Annotated in this window: 15 protein-coding genes; 4 read left to right on the top strand and 11 right to left on the bottom strand. The window is 70.1% G+C overall.

The window, feature by feature from the left end; genetic code table 11:
* Positions 1-80 precede the first annotated feature (80 nt).
* From ACGF8A_RS20750 to ACGF8A_RS20735, 4 genes are all read left to right on the top strand, one after another.
* Positions 81-902, top strand: a complete 822-nt coding sequence (locus ACGF8A_RS20750) for a GvpL/GvpF family gas vesicle protein (RefSeq protein ID WP_393110192.1) — start codon at positions 81-83, stop codon at positions 900-902.
* Positions 899-1,156 carry a gas vesicle protein gene (locus tag ACGF8A_RS20745; protein WP_393110190.1) on the top strand — a complete coding sequence of 86 codons (258 nt, stop codon included), beginning with the start codon at positions 899-901 and terminating at the stop codon, positions 1,154-1,156. The genes ACGF8A_RS20750 and ACGF8A_RS20745 overlap by 4 nt, the downstream gene beginning before the upstream one ends.
* Entirely contained in the window at positions 1,153-1,569 is a 417-nt protein-coding gene (locus tag ACGF8A_RS20740) for a gas vesicle protein K (protein WP_393110188.1), read from the top strand. The genes ACGF8A_RS20745 and ACGF8A_RS20740 overlap by 4 nt, the downstream gene beginning before the upstream one ends.
* Positions 1,570-1,698: 129 nt before the next feature.
* Positions 1,699-2,397, top strand: coding sequence for a DUF899 domain-containing protein (locus ACGF8A_RS20735; protein ID WP_393110186.1), 699 nt, complete (start codon positions 1,699-1,701; stop codon positions 2,395-2,397).
* A gap of 195 nt (positions 2,398-2,592) precedes the next feature.
* On the opposite strand, the gene ACGF8A_RS20730 is transcribed toward ACGF8A_RS20735, so the two are convergent.
* The 11 genes from ACGF8A_RS20730 to ACGF8A_RS20680 all read right to left on the bottom strand — a co-directional run bounded on the left by ACGF8A_RS20730 (position 2,593) and on the right by ACGF8A_RS20680 (position 15,539).
* The gene (locus ACGF8A_RS20730) at positions 2,593-2,721 is read right to left on the bottom strand and encodes a hypothetical protein (RefSeq protein ID WP_393110184.1); all 129 of its coding nucleotides are present in this window, start codon (positions 2,719-2,721) and stop codon (positions 2,593-2,595) included.
* Positions 2,722-2,744: 23 nt separating this feature from the next.
* Positions 2,745-4,676: a TIGR03960 family B12-binding radical SAM protein gene (locus ACGF8A_RS20725; RefSeq protein ID WP_393110182.1), complete on the bottom strand. Its 1,932-nt coding sequence runs from the start codon at positions 4,674-4,676 to the stop codon at positions 2,745-2,747.
* Between the two features lie 98 nt (positions 4,677-4,774).
* Positions 4,775-6,277 carry a CHAD domain-containing protein gene (locus tag ACGF8A_RS20720; protein ID WP_393110180.1) on the bottom strand — a complete coding sequence of 501 codons (1,503 nt, stop codon included), beginning with the start codon at positions 6,275-6,277 and terminating at the stop codon, positions 4,775-4,777.
* Positions 6,278-6,343: 66 nt separating this feature from the next.
* The gene (gene rodA, locus ACGF8A_RS20715) at positions 6,344-7,543 is read right to left on the bottom strand and encodes a rod shape-determining protein RodA (protein WP_393110178.1); all 1,200 of its coding nucleotides are present in this window, start codon (positions 7,541-7,543) and stop codon (positions 6,344-6,346) included.
* A complete protein-coding gene (mrdA, locus tag ACGF8A_RS20710) occupies positions 7,540-9,816 on the bottom strand; it encodes a penicillin-binding protein 2 (protein ID WP_393110176.1) in 2,277 nt (758 codons plus the stop codon). Before mrdA ends, rodA begins: the two co-directional genes overlap by 4 nt.
* A gap of 116 nt (positions 9,817-9,932) precedes the next feature.
* Positions 9,933-10,610 (bottom strand): rod shape-determining protein MreD, encoded by a 678-nt coding sequence (gene mreD, locus ACGF8A_RS20705; protein WP_393110174.1) that lies wholly within the window; start codon positions 10,608-10,610, stop codon positions 9,933-9,935.
* 14 nt (positions 10,611-10,624) lie between these two features.
* Positions 10,625-11,677 (bottom strand): rod shape-determining protein MreC, encoded by a 1,053-nt coding sequence (gene mreC, locus ACGF8A_RS20700; RefSeq protein ID WP_393110172.1) that lies wholly within the window; start codon positions 11,675-11,677, stop codon positions 10,625-10,627.
* Positions 11,678-11,843: 166 nt separating this feature from the next.
* Positions 11,844-12,863, bottom strand: a complete 1,020-nt coding sequence (locus ACGF8A_RS20695; protein WP_393110170.1) for a rod shape-determining protein — start codon at positions 12,861-12,863, stop codon at positions 11,844-11,846.
* A 323-nt stretch (positions 12,864-13,186) separates the two neighbouring features.
* Positions 13,187-13,600 (bottom strand): nucleoside-diphosphate kinase, encoded by a 414-nt coding sequence (ndk, locus tag ACGF8A_RS20690; RefSeq protein ID WP_393110168.1) that lies wholly within the window; start codon positions 13,598-13,600, stop codon positions 13,187-13,189.
* A gap of 68 nt (positions 13,601-13,668) precedes the next feature.
* Positions 13,669-14,010: a DUF4233 domain-containing protein gene (locus ACGF8A_RS20685; protein ID WP_393110166.1), complete on the bottom strand. Its 342-nt coding sequence runs from the start codon at positions 14,008-14,010 to the stop codon at positions 13,669-13,671.
* Between the two features lie 8 nt (positions 14,011-14,018).
* Positions 14,019-15,539: a bifunctional folylpolyglutamate synthase/dihydrofolate synthase gene (locus ACGF8A_RS20680; RefSeq protein ID WP_393110164.1), complete on the bottom strand. Its 1,521-nt coding sequence runs from the start codon at positions 15,537-15,539 to the stop codon at positions 14,019-14,021.
* Positions 15,540-15,732 lie beyond the last annotated feature (193 nt).

The raw sequence follows: 15,732 nt of genomic DNA, 5'->3' as shown, positions 1-15,732 counted from the left end.
ACCGGGATCGCGACCCCGGCACCGAGCACCGGCGCAAACGACGCAGGAGCGCCGAGGACGACGAGGGCCGGAGTTGACCCATGGACGACCAGCTCAGTTACGTGTACGCCGTGCTGCGCCCCCACGCATCCCCACAAGGCGACGCGCTCACCGGCGTCCGCGGGGTCGCCGACGCCCCCGTCGCGCTGGTGCGCCACGGCGATCTGGCGGCGGCGGTCAGCCCGGTGCCCGAGGCGGACTTCTCCGAGGCCGCCCTCAAGGCGCATCTGGAGGACCTGGACTGGCTGGAGGACGTGGCCCGCTCCCACCACCACGTGGTCGAGACGCTGGGCGCGCACGCCACGGTGCTGCCGCTGCGGCTGGCGACCGTGTACCTCGACGACCACCGCGTCCGCGACATGCTCGCCGAACGCCGGCAGACCCTTACCGCACTCCTCGACCGGCTCGCCGACCACGTCGAGTGGGGCGTGAAGGTCTACGCCGACACCTCCTCCCCGGACGCGCGGTCGTCCACGTCACACCCCGAAGACGCCGCGGACGAGCCCGACCCCGGACGCGCCTGTCTGCGGCAACGCCGGCACCAGCGACATGCGCGCGAGGACGCCTGGTCCTGCGCCGCCGAGGCCGTCCGCCGTATCGAGTCACAGGCCGGGAGCCTGGCCGTGGCGCGCGCCCGGCGCCGGCCCCAGCAGGGCCGCCTGGCCGGCACGACCGGGGAGAACATCGCCAACGACGCCTTTCTCGTGCCGCGCGGCCGGGGCGAGGAGTTCCGCGAGCGGGTCCTGGACGCCGCCGAAGGGCTTCCAGGCGTACGGGTGGAGGTCACCGGGCCCTGGGTGCCGTACTCCTTCGCCCAGGTGCCGCAGACCCAGGCTGCCCGGGAAGGAGCGCGACAGCGGTGACCGCCTACGAGGATCCCCCGCTCGCCCAGCGCCAGGTGGCCCTGATCGACCTGCTCGACCAGCTGCTGCGCGGCGGTGTGGTGCTCACCGGTGACATCGTCCTGTCGATCGCGGACATCGACCTGGTCAGGATCTCGCTGCGGGCGGTGATCGTCGCCGTTCAGGAACAGCAGTGGGAAGTGGCCCTTCCAGGGGCCGGCCCCTCGGGAGAGGTGCTGCCGGGAGACACCCGCGTCGAAGGCGGCGCCCCATGACGGACCCCGCTGACCGCACGCCGCGCTCCGACCGCCTGGACGAGGGGGCCGGCGCCGCGGCACGCGCTTTCGCCCTGCTCCCCGCCCGGCCCGACGAAGTGCCGCCGCCCCTCGGTGACGAGGACGAGGGATCCCCGGTCGCCCACCGGCTCCGGACCGACCCCGAGACGGTGGAGCGCGACCTCATCAAGCTGGTGCTGACCATCGTGGAGCTGCTCCGCCAGCTGATGGAACGTCAGGCCCTGCACCGCGTCGACCAGGGCGGCCTCACGGAGGACCAGGAGGAGCGCCTGGGACTGACCCTGATGATCCTCCATGACCGTATGACGGAACTGTGCCGCCGCTACGACCTCACCATGGACGACCTCAATCTCGACCTCGGTCCCCTGGGATCCCTGCTGCCGCTGCCCTGACGCCGGGCGGAATGCACCTGCCTGCGTCGCGGTCCTCGGCCCCGCCGGACCGGTGAGCGATGAGTTCCAGGGCCGGCCGGAGTCCACCTCATGACAGGCGGAACCCGCGCACGAGCTCTGTGAGGAACCATGACCACCCAAGCGCTACCACCCGTCGTCGACACCGAGACCTGGGAGCAGCGACTGCGTACGCTGCGCGCCCGGGAGAAGGCCGCGACCCGGGAGCTCGACGCCATCGCCGCCGAGCGCCGCCGGCTGCCGATGGTCGAGATGCCCGGCTACGTCCTTGAGGGCGAGGACGGCCCCGTCCGGCTGGCGGACGTCTTCGACGGCAAGAGGCAGCTGATCACCTACCACCACATGTGGTTCCCCGGCGAGGAGTGGCAGTGCCCGGGCTGCACCGGCTTCACCTCGCAGTACACCCGCCTCGAGTTCCTGGACAGCTACGACGCCCGGTTCGTCGTCGTCACCCAGGGTCCGATCGACGAGGCACTCGCCTACAGGCGGCGGGTCGGCAACCGGATGACCTGGTACTCGACCGCCGGCAGCTCGTTCGGGGCCGACGTCGGAGCACCGCCCGGCGGCGGTTTCGCGGTCAACGTGTTCCTGCGCGACGGCGACACCGTCTACCGCACCTGGCACACCGACGGCAGGGGCACCGAGCAGCTCAGCCACACCTTCGCCCTGATCGACCTGCTGCCGTACGGCCGCCAGGAGGAATGGCAGGACTCCCCCGAGGGCTGGCCCCAGTCACCCACCTACAGCCGCTGGCCGGCCTCCAAGGACATCGCGGCCGCCTACGGCCCGGAATCCCAGGGTGCGACGTGAGCACGTGAACCGAGCCGGGCATGCCGCGAATGCCCGGGCTGACTTGTCGGCCCGGGCGGGCCGCCTGAGAGGACCGTACGGGGGCCGCTCGCGGCCGTCCATGCACAGACGTGACTCATGCGCGTTGTCGCACAAACAGGACCCCACGAACGCCGAGAGGCGCCGGGACCAGATCGTCCGAACGCCTCTCTTCGTCTACACCCACTCGACCGCCGAGACGATGCCCGAGTCCCGCCGAGGGGCGGGGAGCGGCGTGCGCCGCTCGGGGGCGAGCGCCTCAGCCATCCGCTGGACCGTGGGCAGACGAGCGAGTGTCTCAGCCACCTGTCGGACCGTATCGCCGCTGGTCACGAGGACTTCTTGACCGTCAGCGGGAGCAGCTTCTTACCGCTCTCGCTCAGTTGTGGCCATGTATCAAATTGGGGACACACCCCGCAATCGAAGCAAGGAGTCCACCGGCAGTCCTCGACCTCGGTCTCGTCGAGGGCGTCCTGCCAGTCCTCCCACAGCCAGTCCTTGTCGAGGCCCGAGTCGAGGTGGTCCCAGGGAAGGACCTCCTCGTACGTCCGCTCGCGTGTCGTGTACCAGTCGACGTCCACGCCGAACTGGGCCAGTGCCTTGTCCGCGCAGCCCATCCAGCGGTCGTAGGAGAAGTGCTCGCGCCAGCCGTCGAAGCGGCCGCCGTCCTCGTAGACCGCGCGGATGACGGCGCCGATGCGGCGGTCGCCGCGGGAGAGCAGGCCCTCGACGATGCCGGGCTTGCCGTCGTGGTAGCGGAAGCCGATGGAGCGGCCGTACTTCTTGTCGCCGCGGATCTTGTCCCGGAGCTTTTCGAGCCGGGCGTCCGTCTCCTCCGCCGAGAGCTGCGGGGCCCACTGGAACGGCGTGTGCGGCTTGGGTACGAAGCCGCCGATCGACACCGTGCAGCGGATGTCGTTCGAGCGGGAGACCTCACGGCCTTTCTGGATCACACGCGTCGCCATGTCGGCGATCTGGAGGACGTCGTCGTCGGTCTCGGTCGGCAGGCCGCACATGAAGTACAGCTTCACCTGCCGCCAGCCGTTGCCGTAGGCCGTCGCGACGGTCCGGATCAGGTCGTCTTCCGAGACCATCTTGTTGATGACCTTGCGGATGCGTTCGGAACCGCCCTCGGGGGCGAAGGTCAGGCCCGAGCGGCGGCCGTTGCGGGTCAGTTCGTTGGCCAGGTCGATGTTGAAGGCGTCCACCCGGGTCGACGGCAGCGACAGGCCGATCTTGTCGTCCTCGTAGCGGTCGGCCAGGCCCTTGGCGACGTCGCTGATCTCGCTGTGGTCTGCCGACGACAGCGACAGCAGGCCGACCTCCTCGAAGCCGGTGGCCTTCAGCCCCTTGTCGACCATGTCGCCGATGCCGGTGATGGACCGCTCGCGCACCGGGCGGGTGATCATGCCGGCCTGGCAGAAACGGCAGCCGCGGGTGCAGCCCCGGAAGATCTCGACGGACATCCGCTCGTGGACGGTCTCCGCCAGCGGCACCAGGGGCTGCTTCGGGTACGGCCACTCGTCGAGGTCCATCACGGTGTGCTTGGACACCCGCCACGGCACGCCCGACTTGTTGGGTACGACGCGCGCGATCCGCCCGTCCGGCAGGTACTCGACGTCGTAGAAGGCCGGGACGTACACCCCGCCGGTCCTCGCCAGCCGGAACAGCAGTTCCTCGCGGCCGCCCGGGCGCCCCTCGGCCTTCCAGGCGCGGATGATGTCGGTGGCCTCCAGGACGGCGTGCTCGCCGTCGCCGATCACCGCGCAGTCGATGAACTCGGCGATCGGCTCGGGGTTGAAGGCCGCGTGGCCGCCGGCCATGACGATCGGGTCGTCGACGGTGCGGTCCCTGGCCTCCAGCGGGATCCCCGACAGGTCCAGCGCGGTCAGCAGGTTCGTGTAGCCCAGCTCGGTGGAGAAGCTGACGCCGAGCACGTCGAAGGCCTTCACCGGGCGGTGGGCGTCCACGGTGAACTGCGGGACGCCGTGCTCCCGCATCAGCGCCTCCAGGTCCGGCCACACGCTGTACGTCCGCTCGGCGAGAACGCCCGCACGCTCGTTGAGGACCTCGTAGAGGATCATGACGCCCTGGTTGGGCAGGCCCACCTCGTAGGCGTCCGGGTACATGAGCGCCCAGCGGACATCACAGGCGTCCCAGTCCTTGACGGTGGAGTTGAGCTCACCACCGACGTACTGGATCGGCTTCTGCACATGCGGTAGCAGGGCTTCGAGCTGCGGGAAAACCGACTCGACAGACATCGCGGGACTTTCGTGAGCTGACTGGGGATACCCCCCGGCCGGAGGCTGGGGGCGGGTGACCATCAAGCCTAACGCGGCCGGGGCACCCGTCCGTACGCTCAGATCCCGGCCGTCCCCCTCGTCCCCTTCCACACCCCCGGCAGTTCCTCCTCCACCTGCTCCGCGCGCCGCTGCTCCGCCGCGTACAGCACGCCGTACGTGAACGAGTGCTCACCGGCCGCCTGTGCCTGCTCGGCCAGTTCTTTCAGGGCCTCCCGGCCCATCACGCTGTCCTGGTGCTCGCCGAGCAGCTTCTGCAGGTCCTTCATGGAGGACTTCAGCTTCGAGGCCGGCTTGCCCAGTCCGGGGGCCGCCGCCTCGGCCGCGTAGCGCGCCCGCTTGGCCTTCTTGCGCGCCTCGTGCAGTGCCACGTCGCGGTCCTTGCCCGGTGGGGTGGCGAGGGCGTGGTCGACCAGTTCCGCGAGCACGTGGTAGGCCTTGCGCACGGCCTTGGCCAGTTCGTTCGACGGCTTGCCGGCCGCGGCCGCGCGCAGCGGCGGGTCGGCGAGGAGCGCGTCCAGCGAGGTGAGGAGCGCGAGGTAGCGCGGCCCGTTCAGTACGTCGATGATCTCTCGCCGCGCGTCCTCGCCCCGGGCCGTCGACCAGGTGCGCAGCCGGTTGCGGACCGGTCCCACGACCAGGGCGGGCGGCAGTTCCCGCACCGCGTCGCTGATCCGCTCGGCCAGTACCTCCTGGTCGCGGCCCGCGCCCAGCTCGGCCGCGAACCATTTGAGCTCGTCGCCGACCGGGTCGGTGACGGCTCGGTCGAGGATCTTGCGGTACGACTTGAAGGTGCTGCGCATCCGGCGGGTGGCGACCCGCATGCGGTGCACCGAGTCCTCCACGTCCCGGCGCACGGCGGGGTCGAGTTCGACGATGGCGTCCCGCTGGGCTCGGACGTAGGCGAGCACATGGTCACCGGCGGTGACCGGCTCGGCGCGGTCCTCCTTGCGGGGCTGTCCTTTCCCGCCGGTCTCGGCCAGCGCCCGGGCCAGTTTCGAGGGGGCCTCGCAGGGCCGTACCCCGGCCTTGCGCAGCCGCTTGTCGACCTTGTCGAGGAAGGCAGGGTCGCCGCCCTCGGCGAGTTCCACCTCGATCTCGGTCCACTCGGCCTTGCCGCCGCTGCCGGTGAGCCGTTCGGCGTGCACGGCGTCCACGCTGACCTCGGCGAGCAGATGTCCGTCGAGGTCCACGAGATGGCGTACGTCGCGCGTGGTCCGCAGCCGTACCACGGGTGCGAGTGCGTCGTCGCGGACCCGGGAGCGGACCAGGGCGCCCAGTGTGGAGGGCACCCTGTCGGACAGTGGCGCGTGGATCTCGTCCCGCACGCCGCTCGCCACCGGGAACTTCAGATGCCATCCGGCGTCCGCGCCGCCGGTGCGGCGGCGCAGGGTGATGGAGGAGGCTGCCAGGCGTTCGTCGGCGGTGTCGTAGTAGGTGGCGTCCAGGTCGGCGACGCCCTGGTCGAGGACGGCCGCGACTCCGGCGACGCCGGTCAGGTCGGGCAGTCCGCTGTCGTCGGACTCGTACTTGCGCTCGATCTCACGCTTCGTATCCGCCATGAACCGAATCTAGTGGGAGTCGGGGCACTACGGCAGGGCGACAACGAGGTTAATTCGGGAGAAACCTCACGCCGACATCGGTCTTTGGACCCGAATCGACTGGAGCAGCCCCACCGCGACCCAGATGGCGAACATCGACGATCCTCCGTAGGAGACGAAGGGCAGCGGCAGACCGGTGACCGGCATGATCCCCAGGGTCATCCCGATGTTCTCGAAGGACTGGAAGGCGAACCAGGCCACGATGCCGGCCGCGACGATCGTGCCGTACAGCTCGGTCGTCTCGAGCGCGATCCGGCAGGCCCGCCACAGCACCACGCCGAGGAGAAGGATTATCAGGCCGCCTCCGAGGAAGCCGAGTTCCTCGCCCGCGACGGTGAACACGAAGTCCGTCTGCTGCTCGGGCACGAACTGCCCGGTGGTCTGCGAGCCCTGGAAGAGGCCCGACCCGGTGAGCCCGCCCGAACCGATGGCGATGCGCGCCTGGTTGGTGTTGTAGCCGACGCCCGCCGGGTCGAGGTCCGGGTTGGCGAACGCGGCGAACCGGTTGATCTGGTAGTCGTCGAGGATGTGCAGCTGCCAGACGGCGACGGCTCCGATGGCACCCGCGCCGAGCAGCCCGAAGACCCAGCGGTTCGACGCCCCGGAGGCCAGCAGCACGCCCAGCACGATCACCACCATCACCATGACCGAGCCGAGGTCGGGCATGAGCATCACGATGAGCATGGGAACCGTGGCCAGGCCGAGCGCCTGGAGGACCGTGCGGTGGTCCGGGTACTGCTTGTCCCCCGCGTCGACCCGGGCCGCCAGCAGCATGGCCATGCCGAGGATGATCGTGACCTTGACGAACTCCGACGGCTGGAGCGAGAAGCCGCCGCCGACCGCGATCCACGAGTGGGCGCCGTTGACCGTGGTGCCGAGCGGGGTCAGGACGAGCAGCACAAGGAAGACCGACGCGCCGTACAGGATCGGCACCGCGCCGCGCAGGGTGCGGTGGCCGAGCCAGACCGTGCCGATCATCAGGGCGAAGCCGATGCCGGTGTTCAGCAGGTGGCGCACCAGGAAGTAGTACGGATCGCCCTGGTTGAGTTCGGTGCGGTTGCGGGTCGCCGAGAAGACCAGCATCGCGCCGATCAGGGACAGCGTCAGCGCCGACAGCAGTATCGGCCAGTCGAGCCGCCGGGCCAGCGAGTCACGGGCGAACAGCCGGGTCCAGCCCGCTCGCTCGGGTCCGTATCCGGAGACCTGGAAGCTGTTCGCGCTCGTCATGTGAGCATCCTTCGGCTGAGCGACCCGCGGCGGCTGCGGGAGCCCCGGCGGCGCTGCCGCCGGCGGGTGTTGCGGTTGCCCTCGGGCGAGGGCGGCACGGTCGCCGCCGTCTGCACCTGCCCGCCCTGGTCCTCCGGGACCTTCTGGCTGGCCTGCTGTTCCTTCGCCGGGTCCTTGGGGATCTTCGGTGCGATGATCGAGCCGTCGGCCTGGATCTTCGGGAGGTCCTTCTGCGGGGTGGGCAGCAGGGCGTTCTTCTGGTTGATGGTGCCGTCGTCGGAGACGCCGTACAGCGCGTCGTAGATGTTGCGCACGGCCGGGCCGGAGGCGCCCGAGCCCGTACCACCCTGGGAGATGGTCATCACGATCGCGTAGTCGTCGGTGTACGTGGCGAACCACGAGGTGGTCTGCTTGCCGTAGACCTCCGCCGTGCCGGTCTTGGCGTGCATGGGGATCTTGTCCTGCGGCCAGCCGCCGAACCGCCACGCCGCCGTACCCCGGGTGGCGACGCCTTCCAGGGCGTCGTCCATCTGGGCCAGTGTCTGCTGGGTGACCGGCAGCTTGCCGTGTGCCTTGGGCTTGATGGGCGAGATCCGCTTGCCGTCGGGGCTGATGATCGCCTTGCCGACGGTCGGGTCGTAGAGCGTGCCGCCGTTGGAGATGGCGGCGTAGATCGTCGCCATCTGGATCGGCGTCACCAGGGTGTCGCCCTGGCCGATGGAGTAGTTGATCTCGTCACCGGCGCGCATCTTGTTGCCTTCGAGGCAGTTCTCGTAGGAGATGCGCTGGACGTAGTCCCCGTCCTTCTTGCCGGTCTTGCACCAGGCGTCCTTGTTGGCCTCCCAGTACTCCTGCTTCCACTCGCGGTCGGGGACACGGCCGGTGACCTCGTTGGGCAGGTCGATGCCGGTCTCCTTGCCGAGGCCGAACTGGTGGGCGGCCTTGTAGAAGTGGTCCTTGGGCTGCCCCTTCTTGGGGTTGATGCCGCCGTCCTTCTTCCACTCGCTGTGCGCGAGCTGGTAGAAGACGGTGTCGCAGGAGACCTCCAGGGCGCGGCCCAGGCTGATCGCGCCGTGGTTCTGCGACTCGAAGTTCTTGAAGACCTGGCCGCCTACCGAGTAGGCGCTGGAGCAGTTGTAGCGGCCGTCGAACTCGTAGCCGGCCTGGACCGCGGCGGCGGTGGAGACCACCTTGAAGATCGAGCCCGGCGCTGCCTGGCCCTGTGTGGCCCGGTTGAGCAGCGGGTAGTTGGACTGCTTGCCGGTGAGCCGGGTGTAGTCCTTGGCGGAGATGCCGCCGACCCAGGCGTTGGGGTCGTAGGTCGGGTTGGACGCCATGGCGACGACGCGGCCCGTCTTGGCCTCCATCACCACCACCGCGCCGGAGTCGGCCTTGTACCGCTCGTTGGTGTTGCGGTCCCATTCCTTGCGGGCGGTCTTCATCGCCTCGTTCAGCTCGAACTCGGCGACTCGCTGCACGCGGGCGTCGATGCTGGTGACCAGGTTGGAGCCGGGCTGGGCGGCGTCCGCCTCGGCCTGGCCGATGACCCGGCCGAGGTTGTCCACCTCGTAGCGGGTGACGCCGGCCTTGCCGCGCAGTTCCTTGTCGTAGGTGCGCTCCAGTCCGCTGCGGCCGACCTGGTCGGAGCGCAGGTAGGGCGAGTCGGTGTCCTGGGCCTGCTGGATCTCCTGGTCGGTGACCGGGGAGAGGTAGCCCAGCACCTGGGCGGTGTTGGCGGCGCCGGGGCTCGCGTACCGGCGGACGGCCTGGGGCTCGGCGGTGATGCCGGGGAAGTCCTCGGCGCGTTCGCGGATCTGCAGGGCCTGGCGGGGGGTGGCCTCGTCGGTGATGGGGATCGGCTGGTACGGCGAGCCGTTCCAGCACGGCTGCGGCGTCTCGGCGTCGCACAGCCGCACTTTCTCCATGACCTCCTTGGGTGGCATGCCCAGCACGCCCGCGAGCTTGGTCAGGACGGCCTTGCCGTCGTCCTTCATCTTCAGCAGGTCGGTGCGGGAGGCGGAGACCACCAGCCGTGTCTCGTTGTCGGCGAGGGCCACTCCGCGGGCGTCCAGGATGGAGCCGCGCACGGCGGGCTGCACGACCTGCTGGACGTGGTTGCCCGACGCCTCCTTGGCGTACGCCTCGCCCTCACGGATCTGGAGGTACCACAGCCGGCCGCCGAGGGTGGCCAGGAGGGAGAGGACGAGGATCTGGATGACGACGAGCCGGGTCTGGACGCGTGGGGTCCGTCCGGTCTCGGGGATGTTGGTCACTGCGGCTGCCTCCCCCTCTCAGAGCGCGTACGGGTGTGCGGGTACGAGTGATGAACGGCCGGCCGGTGAGGCCGGGTTCCGCCTGAGCTCCCCCGTTCGGGTGAACTGCCCTGCGGTCACAGCCGCTTGACCCCCTTGATGCGCCCGGCGCGGGCCACCCGTGCTCTGGCCGCCTTCACCTTCAGGCCCCCGAACCCGCCGCGCCGGCCGCCGATGCGCAGTCCGGTGCCGGAGGAGAGCCAGCCGGAGGAGATGTCGCTCGCCTTGGCCGAAGATCCGGTCTCCAGCGGGTTGTTGTCCGCGCGCCGGGCCAGCGTCATCAGGCCGGGGACGACGAAGGGGGCGAGCAGCAGGTCGTACAGGGCGGCCGTGAACAGCAGGCCGGGCAGGCCGACGTGGCGGGCGGCGGTGTCGCCGACGAGGGCGCCGACCCCGGCGTAGAGCAGGGTGCTGCCGACCGCGGCCGCGACCACCACGGCCATCGGGCCGGTGGCCGACTTCAGCTGGCCGTTCTCCGGCTTGACCAGGCCCGCGAGGTAGCCGATGACGCACAGCACCAGCGCGTAGCGGCCGGCGGCATGGTCGGCGGGCGGGGCGAGGTCGGCGAGGAGTCCGGCGCCGAAGCCGATCAGGGCGCCGCCGACATGGCCGTAGACCAGCGCGAGGGCCAGCACGGTGAGCAGGACCAGGTCGGGGACGGCACCCGGGAGGTGCAGCCGGGCGAGGACGCTGACCTGGAGCACCAGGGCGACGACGACCAGCGTGGAGGAGAGCAGGATCCTGTTGAAGCGCATGGGTACAGCTCCCCCTACTGGTCTTCCTGTTGCTGGGACCGTCCGTCGTCGGGTGACGGATCGTCGGCGGCCGAGTCGCCGCCGGCAGCGGAGTCGCTGTCGGTGGCCGAATCGCCGCCCGTGCCCGCGTCGCCCTCGGCGGGCGTTCCGGCGTCCTCGGCGCCCGGCGTCACGGTCACCGTCACGGTCGGCGTCGGTGTCGGCCTGGGCTTGGCGGGCAGCACCGTGTCGCGCGGGTCCCGCTCCGGGGTCTGGACGACGACACCGACGATGTCGAGCTTGCTGAAGCTGACGAACGGCGTGACGTAGAGCGTGCGGGTCAAGTCGCCCCCGGAGGGGTCGACGCGGGAGACCACGCCGACCGGGACTCCGGGCACGAACGGCTTGTCGGCCTGCGAGCCGAAGGTCACCAGGCGGTCGCCCTTCTTGATCTGCGCCTTGCCGTTGAGGAGTTCGACGCGCAGCGGGCGGTCGCCCTGGCCGGAGGCGAAGCCGAGTTCGTCGCTGCCTTCCATGCGGGTGCCGACGGTGAAGTCGGGGTCGCTGGCGAGCAGCACGGTCGCGGTGTTCGGTCCGACGGTGGTGACACGGCCGACCAGACCGTCGCCGTTGAGGACGGTCATGTCGCGCTTGACGCCGTCGCCTGCGCCGATGTCGATGGTGATGGTCCAGGAGAAGCCCTGGGCCGCTCCTATGGCGATGACTTCGGCGCCCTTGATGCCGTACTGGCCCTGGCCGGCGATCTTCAGCATCTTGTCGAGCTGCTTCAGCCGGCTGCGGTTGCGGTCGTCGCTGCCGAGTTTCGCCTTCAGGTCGGCGTTCTGCCGCTCCAGTTCGGCGAGCCGGTCGTGCCGCTCGCCGGAGTCGCGGATCGCTGCGATCGCGTTGCCCACCGGGTCGACCGCCGACGACACGCCGTTCTCGATCGGGCCGAAGGCGGCGGCCGCGGCACCGCGGGCACCGTCGACCGGTGAGTCCTCCCCGCCGCGAATGTCCACCGTGATCAACGCGAACGCGATGGCGACCAGCAGCACCAGGAGCAGCCGGCTCTCTCGTGTGTCCCTCACGTGCGGCGGCCGTGCCCTTCCTCATAGGAATGCGGGAAATCGGGTCGGCCCGCTGGGAAACCGGACGGCGGATTCCCACGGGCTGTTTGTGGCAGCTTATGCCTCTATATCAACGATCCGCCGTACGAGAGGCGATGGTCTCGTACGGCGGAATCGAAGAGTTACCTCATCTGCGCGGCTGGGCGTCGAGAACCTGCTGGAGCGCCTCGAACTCCTCGACGCACTTGCCGGACCCGAGCGCGACACTGTCCAGCGGGTCCTCGGCGATGTGGATCGGCATTCCGGTCTCCCGGCGCAGCCGCTCGTCCAGACCGCGCAGCATCGCGCCGCCGCCGGTCAGAACGATTCCGCGGTCCATGATGTCGCCGGACAGCTCCGGCGGGCACTTGTCGAGCGTCGTCTTCACCGCGTCCACGATCGCGTTGACGGGCTCCTCGATCGCCTTGCGCACTTCGGCGGCGGAGATGACGACGGTCTTGGGCAGCCCGGAGACGAGGTCCCGGCCGCGGATTTCGGTGTGCTCGTCGGTGTCGAGGTCGTACGCCGAACCGATCGTGATCTTGATCTGCTCGGCCGTGCGCTCACCCAGCAGGAGCGAGTACTCCTTCTTGATGTGCTGGATGATCGCGTTGTCCAGCTCGTCGCCCGCGACCCGGATGGACTGGGCGGTGACGATGCCGCCGAGGGAGATGACCGCGACCTCCGTGGTGCCGCCGCCGATGTCCACCACCATGTTGCCCGTGGCCTCGTGGACCGGCAGGCCGGATCCGATGGCCGCCGCCATGGGCTCCTCGATGATGTGCACCTGACGGGCGCCGGCCTGGGACGACGCCTCGATGACGGCGCGGCGCTCGACGCCCGTGATGCCCGAGGGCACACAGACGACGACCCGCGGACGAGCCAGATAACGCCGCTTGTGGATCTTCAGGATGAAGTAGCGGAGCATCCGCTCGGTGATCTCGAAGTCGGCGATCACGCCGTCCTTCAGCGGACGTACGGCAACGATGTTGCCGGGCGTGCGCCCGATCATCTTCTTCGCTTCGGCACCGACCGCGAGGATGCCACCGGTGTTGGTGTTGATCGCGACGACGGACGGCTCGTTGAGTACGATCCCGCGACCCCTGACGTACACCAGCGTGTTGGCGGTCCCGAGGTCGACAGCCATGTCACGGCCGATGAACGACATTGAGTTCCCCATCAGGATTCGTCTGGCCTTCCCACGGAGCTTTTGAGGGCTTTTCAGGTCGGCGAGGTGGGTGCTGTGACGTGAAGGCTTCCATCGTAGACGCGCCTTCGCGAACACTGCGCGAGGGTCTTCGCCATTGTCATCAGATGGCGCGCCGCCTCGCTTGTGGAGACGGGCCATCGGGGGCAGTGGTTCCCCCGATCGGCACGGGTATGAGGCGGGACGGCCGGAAATGCGCGGCCGTCCCAGGTCAGACGGTTTGAAAAGGTGACGGTCCCTCAGAAGGCCCCGCGGTGAATTCGTTCCGCTTCCCCGGCGGCGTGTCAGGCACGACCGGGGAAGAAGATCTTCACCTCGCGTTCGGCCGACTCCTCGGAGTCGGAGGCGTGGATCAGGTTCTCGCGCACGATCACGCCGTAGTCACCGCGGATCGAGCCGGGCGCGGCGGCGATCGGGTCGGTCGGGCCGGCCAGCGCCCGCACACCCTCGACGACCCGCTCGCCCTCGACGATCATCGCCACGACCGGGCCGGACGCCATGAACTGCACCAGCGGCTCGTAGAACGGCTTGCCCTTGTGCTCGCCGTAGTGCTGCTCCAGGGTCTCCTGGTCCAGGGTGCGCAGCTCCAGCGCGGTGATCTGCCAGCCGGCCTTGCGCTCGATGCGACTGATGATCTCGCCGGTCAGGCCGCGACGGACGGCGTCGGGCTTGAGGAGGACGAGGGTGCGCTGGGTCACGACGGAGCTCCTTCAGGGGTCACGCTATGTGCGGGGTGTTGAGGCTACAGGGCCGACCCGGACCTTCGTCACGCAGTGTCAGCCTGAGCGGCGAATCGGGCCTTGGCCTCGTCGATCTTCCTGCCGTAGTGGACGGAGGCCCACCACAGCGCGGCGAACATCGCCCCCAGGAAGAACATCGTGGGGACGAAGAAACCGGAAGCGACGAGCCCGAGCTGCAGCGCCCAGCCCATGGCCACACCGCCCGGCCGGGTCACCAGGCCGCACAGCACCAGGCACAGGAACATGGCGATGCCGCTGACCGTCCAGACCGTCGGCATCGCCAGGTCGGGATCCTTCATCGCGACCAGACCGGCGAAGCCGATGACGAAGACCTCGCCGATCAGGGTGGAAGCACAGAGCGTACGCATCGTGGGGTTCAGCCCCTTCCCAGGAGCAGTCGGGCTTCGCCGACGGTGATGACGGATCCGGTGACGAGTACACCGCCGCCCGCGAACTCGCCCTCCTCCTCGGCCAGCGTGATCGCCGCCTCCAGGGCGTCCGGCAGCCGCGGCTCCACCTGCACCCGGTCCTCGCCGAACACCTCGACGGCGATGGCCGCCAGCTCGTCGGCGTCCATCGCGCGGTGGCTGGAGTTCCGGGTGACGACGACCTCCGCGAACACCGGCTCGAATGCCTCAAGCAGCCCGCGTACGTTCTTGTCGCCGCTGGCGCCGACGACCCCGATGAGCCGGCTGAACTGGAACGCCTCGCCGACCGCCTCGGCGGCGGCCCGGGCGCCGGCCGGATTGTGCGCGGCGTCGAGGACGACGGTGGGCGACCGCCGTACGACCTCCAGCCGGCCGGGCGAGGCGACCGCGGCGAAGGCCTTGCGCACCGTGTCGATGTCGAGCGAGTCGGGACGCTGGGCGCCCACGCCGAAGAACGCCTCCACGGCGGCGAGCGCGACGGCCGCGTTGTGTGCCTGGTGCGCGCCGTGCAGCGGCAGATACACCTCGGTGTACTCGCCGCCGAGCCCGCGCAGCGTCAGCAGCTGCCCGCCGACGGCGACCGTGCGCGCCACGACCCCGAACTCCAGCCCCTCGCGGGCCACGGTCGCGTCGACGTCCACGGCCTTCTTCAGCAGCACCTGGGCGGCGTCCACCGGCTGCTGGGCCATGATCACGGTGGCGCCGGGCTTGATGATCCCGGACTTCTCACCGGCGATCTCGCCGGGAGTCCCGCCGAGCCGGTCGGTGTGGTCGAGGTCGATCGGCGTCACGACGGCGACGTCGGAGTCGATGACGTTGGTGGCATCCCAGCTCCCGCCCATGCCCACCTCGACCACGGCGACGTCCACGGGCGCGTCGGCGAAGGCGGCGTACGCCATCCCGGTCAGCACCTCGAAGAAGGACAGCCGGTAGTCCTGCTGGGCGTCGACCATCTCGGCGTAGGGCTTGATGTCCTGGTACGTCTCGACGAACCGCTCGGCGGAGACCGGCGCTCCGTCGAGGCTGATCCGCTCGGTGATGGACTGCACGTGGGGCGAGGTGTACCGCCCGGTCCGCAGCTCGAAGGCGCCGAGCAGCGCCTCGATCATGCGGGCGGTGGAGGTCTTGCCGTTGGTGCCCGTGATGTGGATCGAGGGGTACGACCGCTGCGGCTCACCCAGCACGTCCATCAGCGCGGAGATGCGCGTGACCGAGGGCTCCAGCTTGGTCTCGCCCCAGCGTGTCGCGAGCTCCGCCTCGACCTCCCGCAGCGCCTTGTCCGTCTCGGGGTCCTCGGGCCGCGCCGGCACGTCGGCCTCCGGCGGGCCGCCCTGCGTCCGCAGGGTCCGGCTGCCGGCCTCGATCACCGCGAGATCGGGGTCGCGCTCGGTCTCGGCGGCGATGATCTCGTCGAACGACTCACCGGGGTCGGACTGGTCGCTGCTGTCGTGCGGGGGGAGCTCACTCACGGGGCCAGTCTACGGAGGGGGGCGGGTGGTGCGTGCGGTGGCGTCTCGTTGTGCGAGGGGGGGGCGTCGGGCGGGTGCGGGTGGGTGGGGGCCGGTCGCGCAGTTCCCGCGCCGCTGAGGTCGGCTCGCCGGGCCGGCGCCCCACACCACCCCGCGACCGGGCCCTGGAGAGCGTGAAGGCCCCGGCGCCGAC

Origin of the sequence: Streptomyces sp. NPDC047706 (assembly GCF_043204795.1) — a bacterium.
Taxonomy (GTDB): domain Bacteria; phylum Actinomycetota; class Actinomycetes; order Streptomycetales; family Streptomycetaceae; genus Streptomyces.
This window is presented reverse-complemented; position numbering and strand designations above follow the sequence as displayed.

Excerpts from the sequence above, each read along its gene's own strand:
- ACGF8A_RS20725 (WP_393110182.1), bottom strand. The coding sequence starts at position 4,676 with ATGTCTGTCGAGTCGGTTTTCCCGCAGCTCGAAGCCCTGCTACCGCAT.
- ACGF8A_RS20685 (WP_393110166.1), bottom strand. The coding sequence starts at position 14,010 with ATGCGTACGCTCTGTGCTTCCACCCTGATCGGCGAGGTCTTCGTCATC.
- ACGF8A_RS20720 (WP_393110180.1), bottom strand. The coding sequence starts at position 6,277 with ATGGCGGATACGAAGCGTGAGATCGAGCGCAAGTACGAGTCCGACGAC.
- ACGF8A_RS20750 (WP_393110192.1), top strand. The coding sequence starts at position 81 with ATGGACGACCAGCTCAGTTACGTGTACGCCGTGCTGCGCCCCCACGCA.
- rodA (WP_393110178.1), bottom strand. The coding sequence starts at position 7,543 with ATGACGAGCGCGAACAGCTTCCAGGTCTCCGGATACGGACCCGAGCGA.
- mreD (WP_393110174.1), bottom strand. The coding sequence starts at position 10,610 with ATGCGCTTCAACAGGATCCTGCTCTCCTCCACGCTGGTCGTCGTCGCC.
- ACGF8A_RS20740 (WP_393110188.1), top strand. The coding sequence starts at position 1,153 with ATGACGGACCCCGCTGACCGCACGCCGCGCTCCGACCGCCTGGACGAG.
- ACGF8A_RS20735 (WP_393110186.1), top strand. The coding sequence starts at position 1,699 with ATGACCACCCAAGCGCTACCACCCGTCGTCGACACCGAGACCTGGGAG.
- ACGF8A_RS20695 (WP_393110170.1), bottom strand. The coding sequence starts at position 12,863 with ATGTCGTTCATCGGCCGTGACATGGCTGTCGACCTCGGGACCGCCAAC.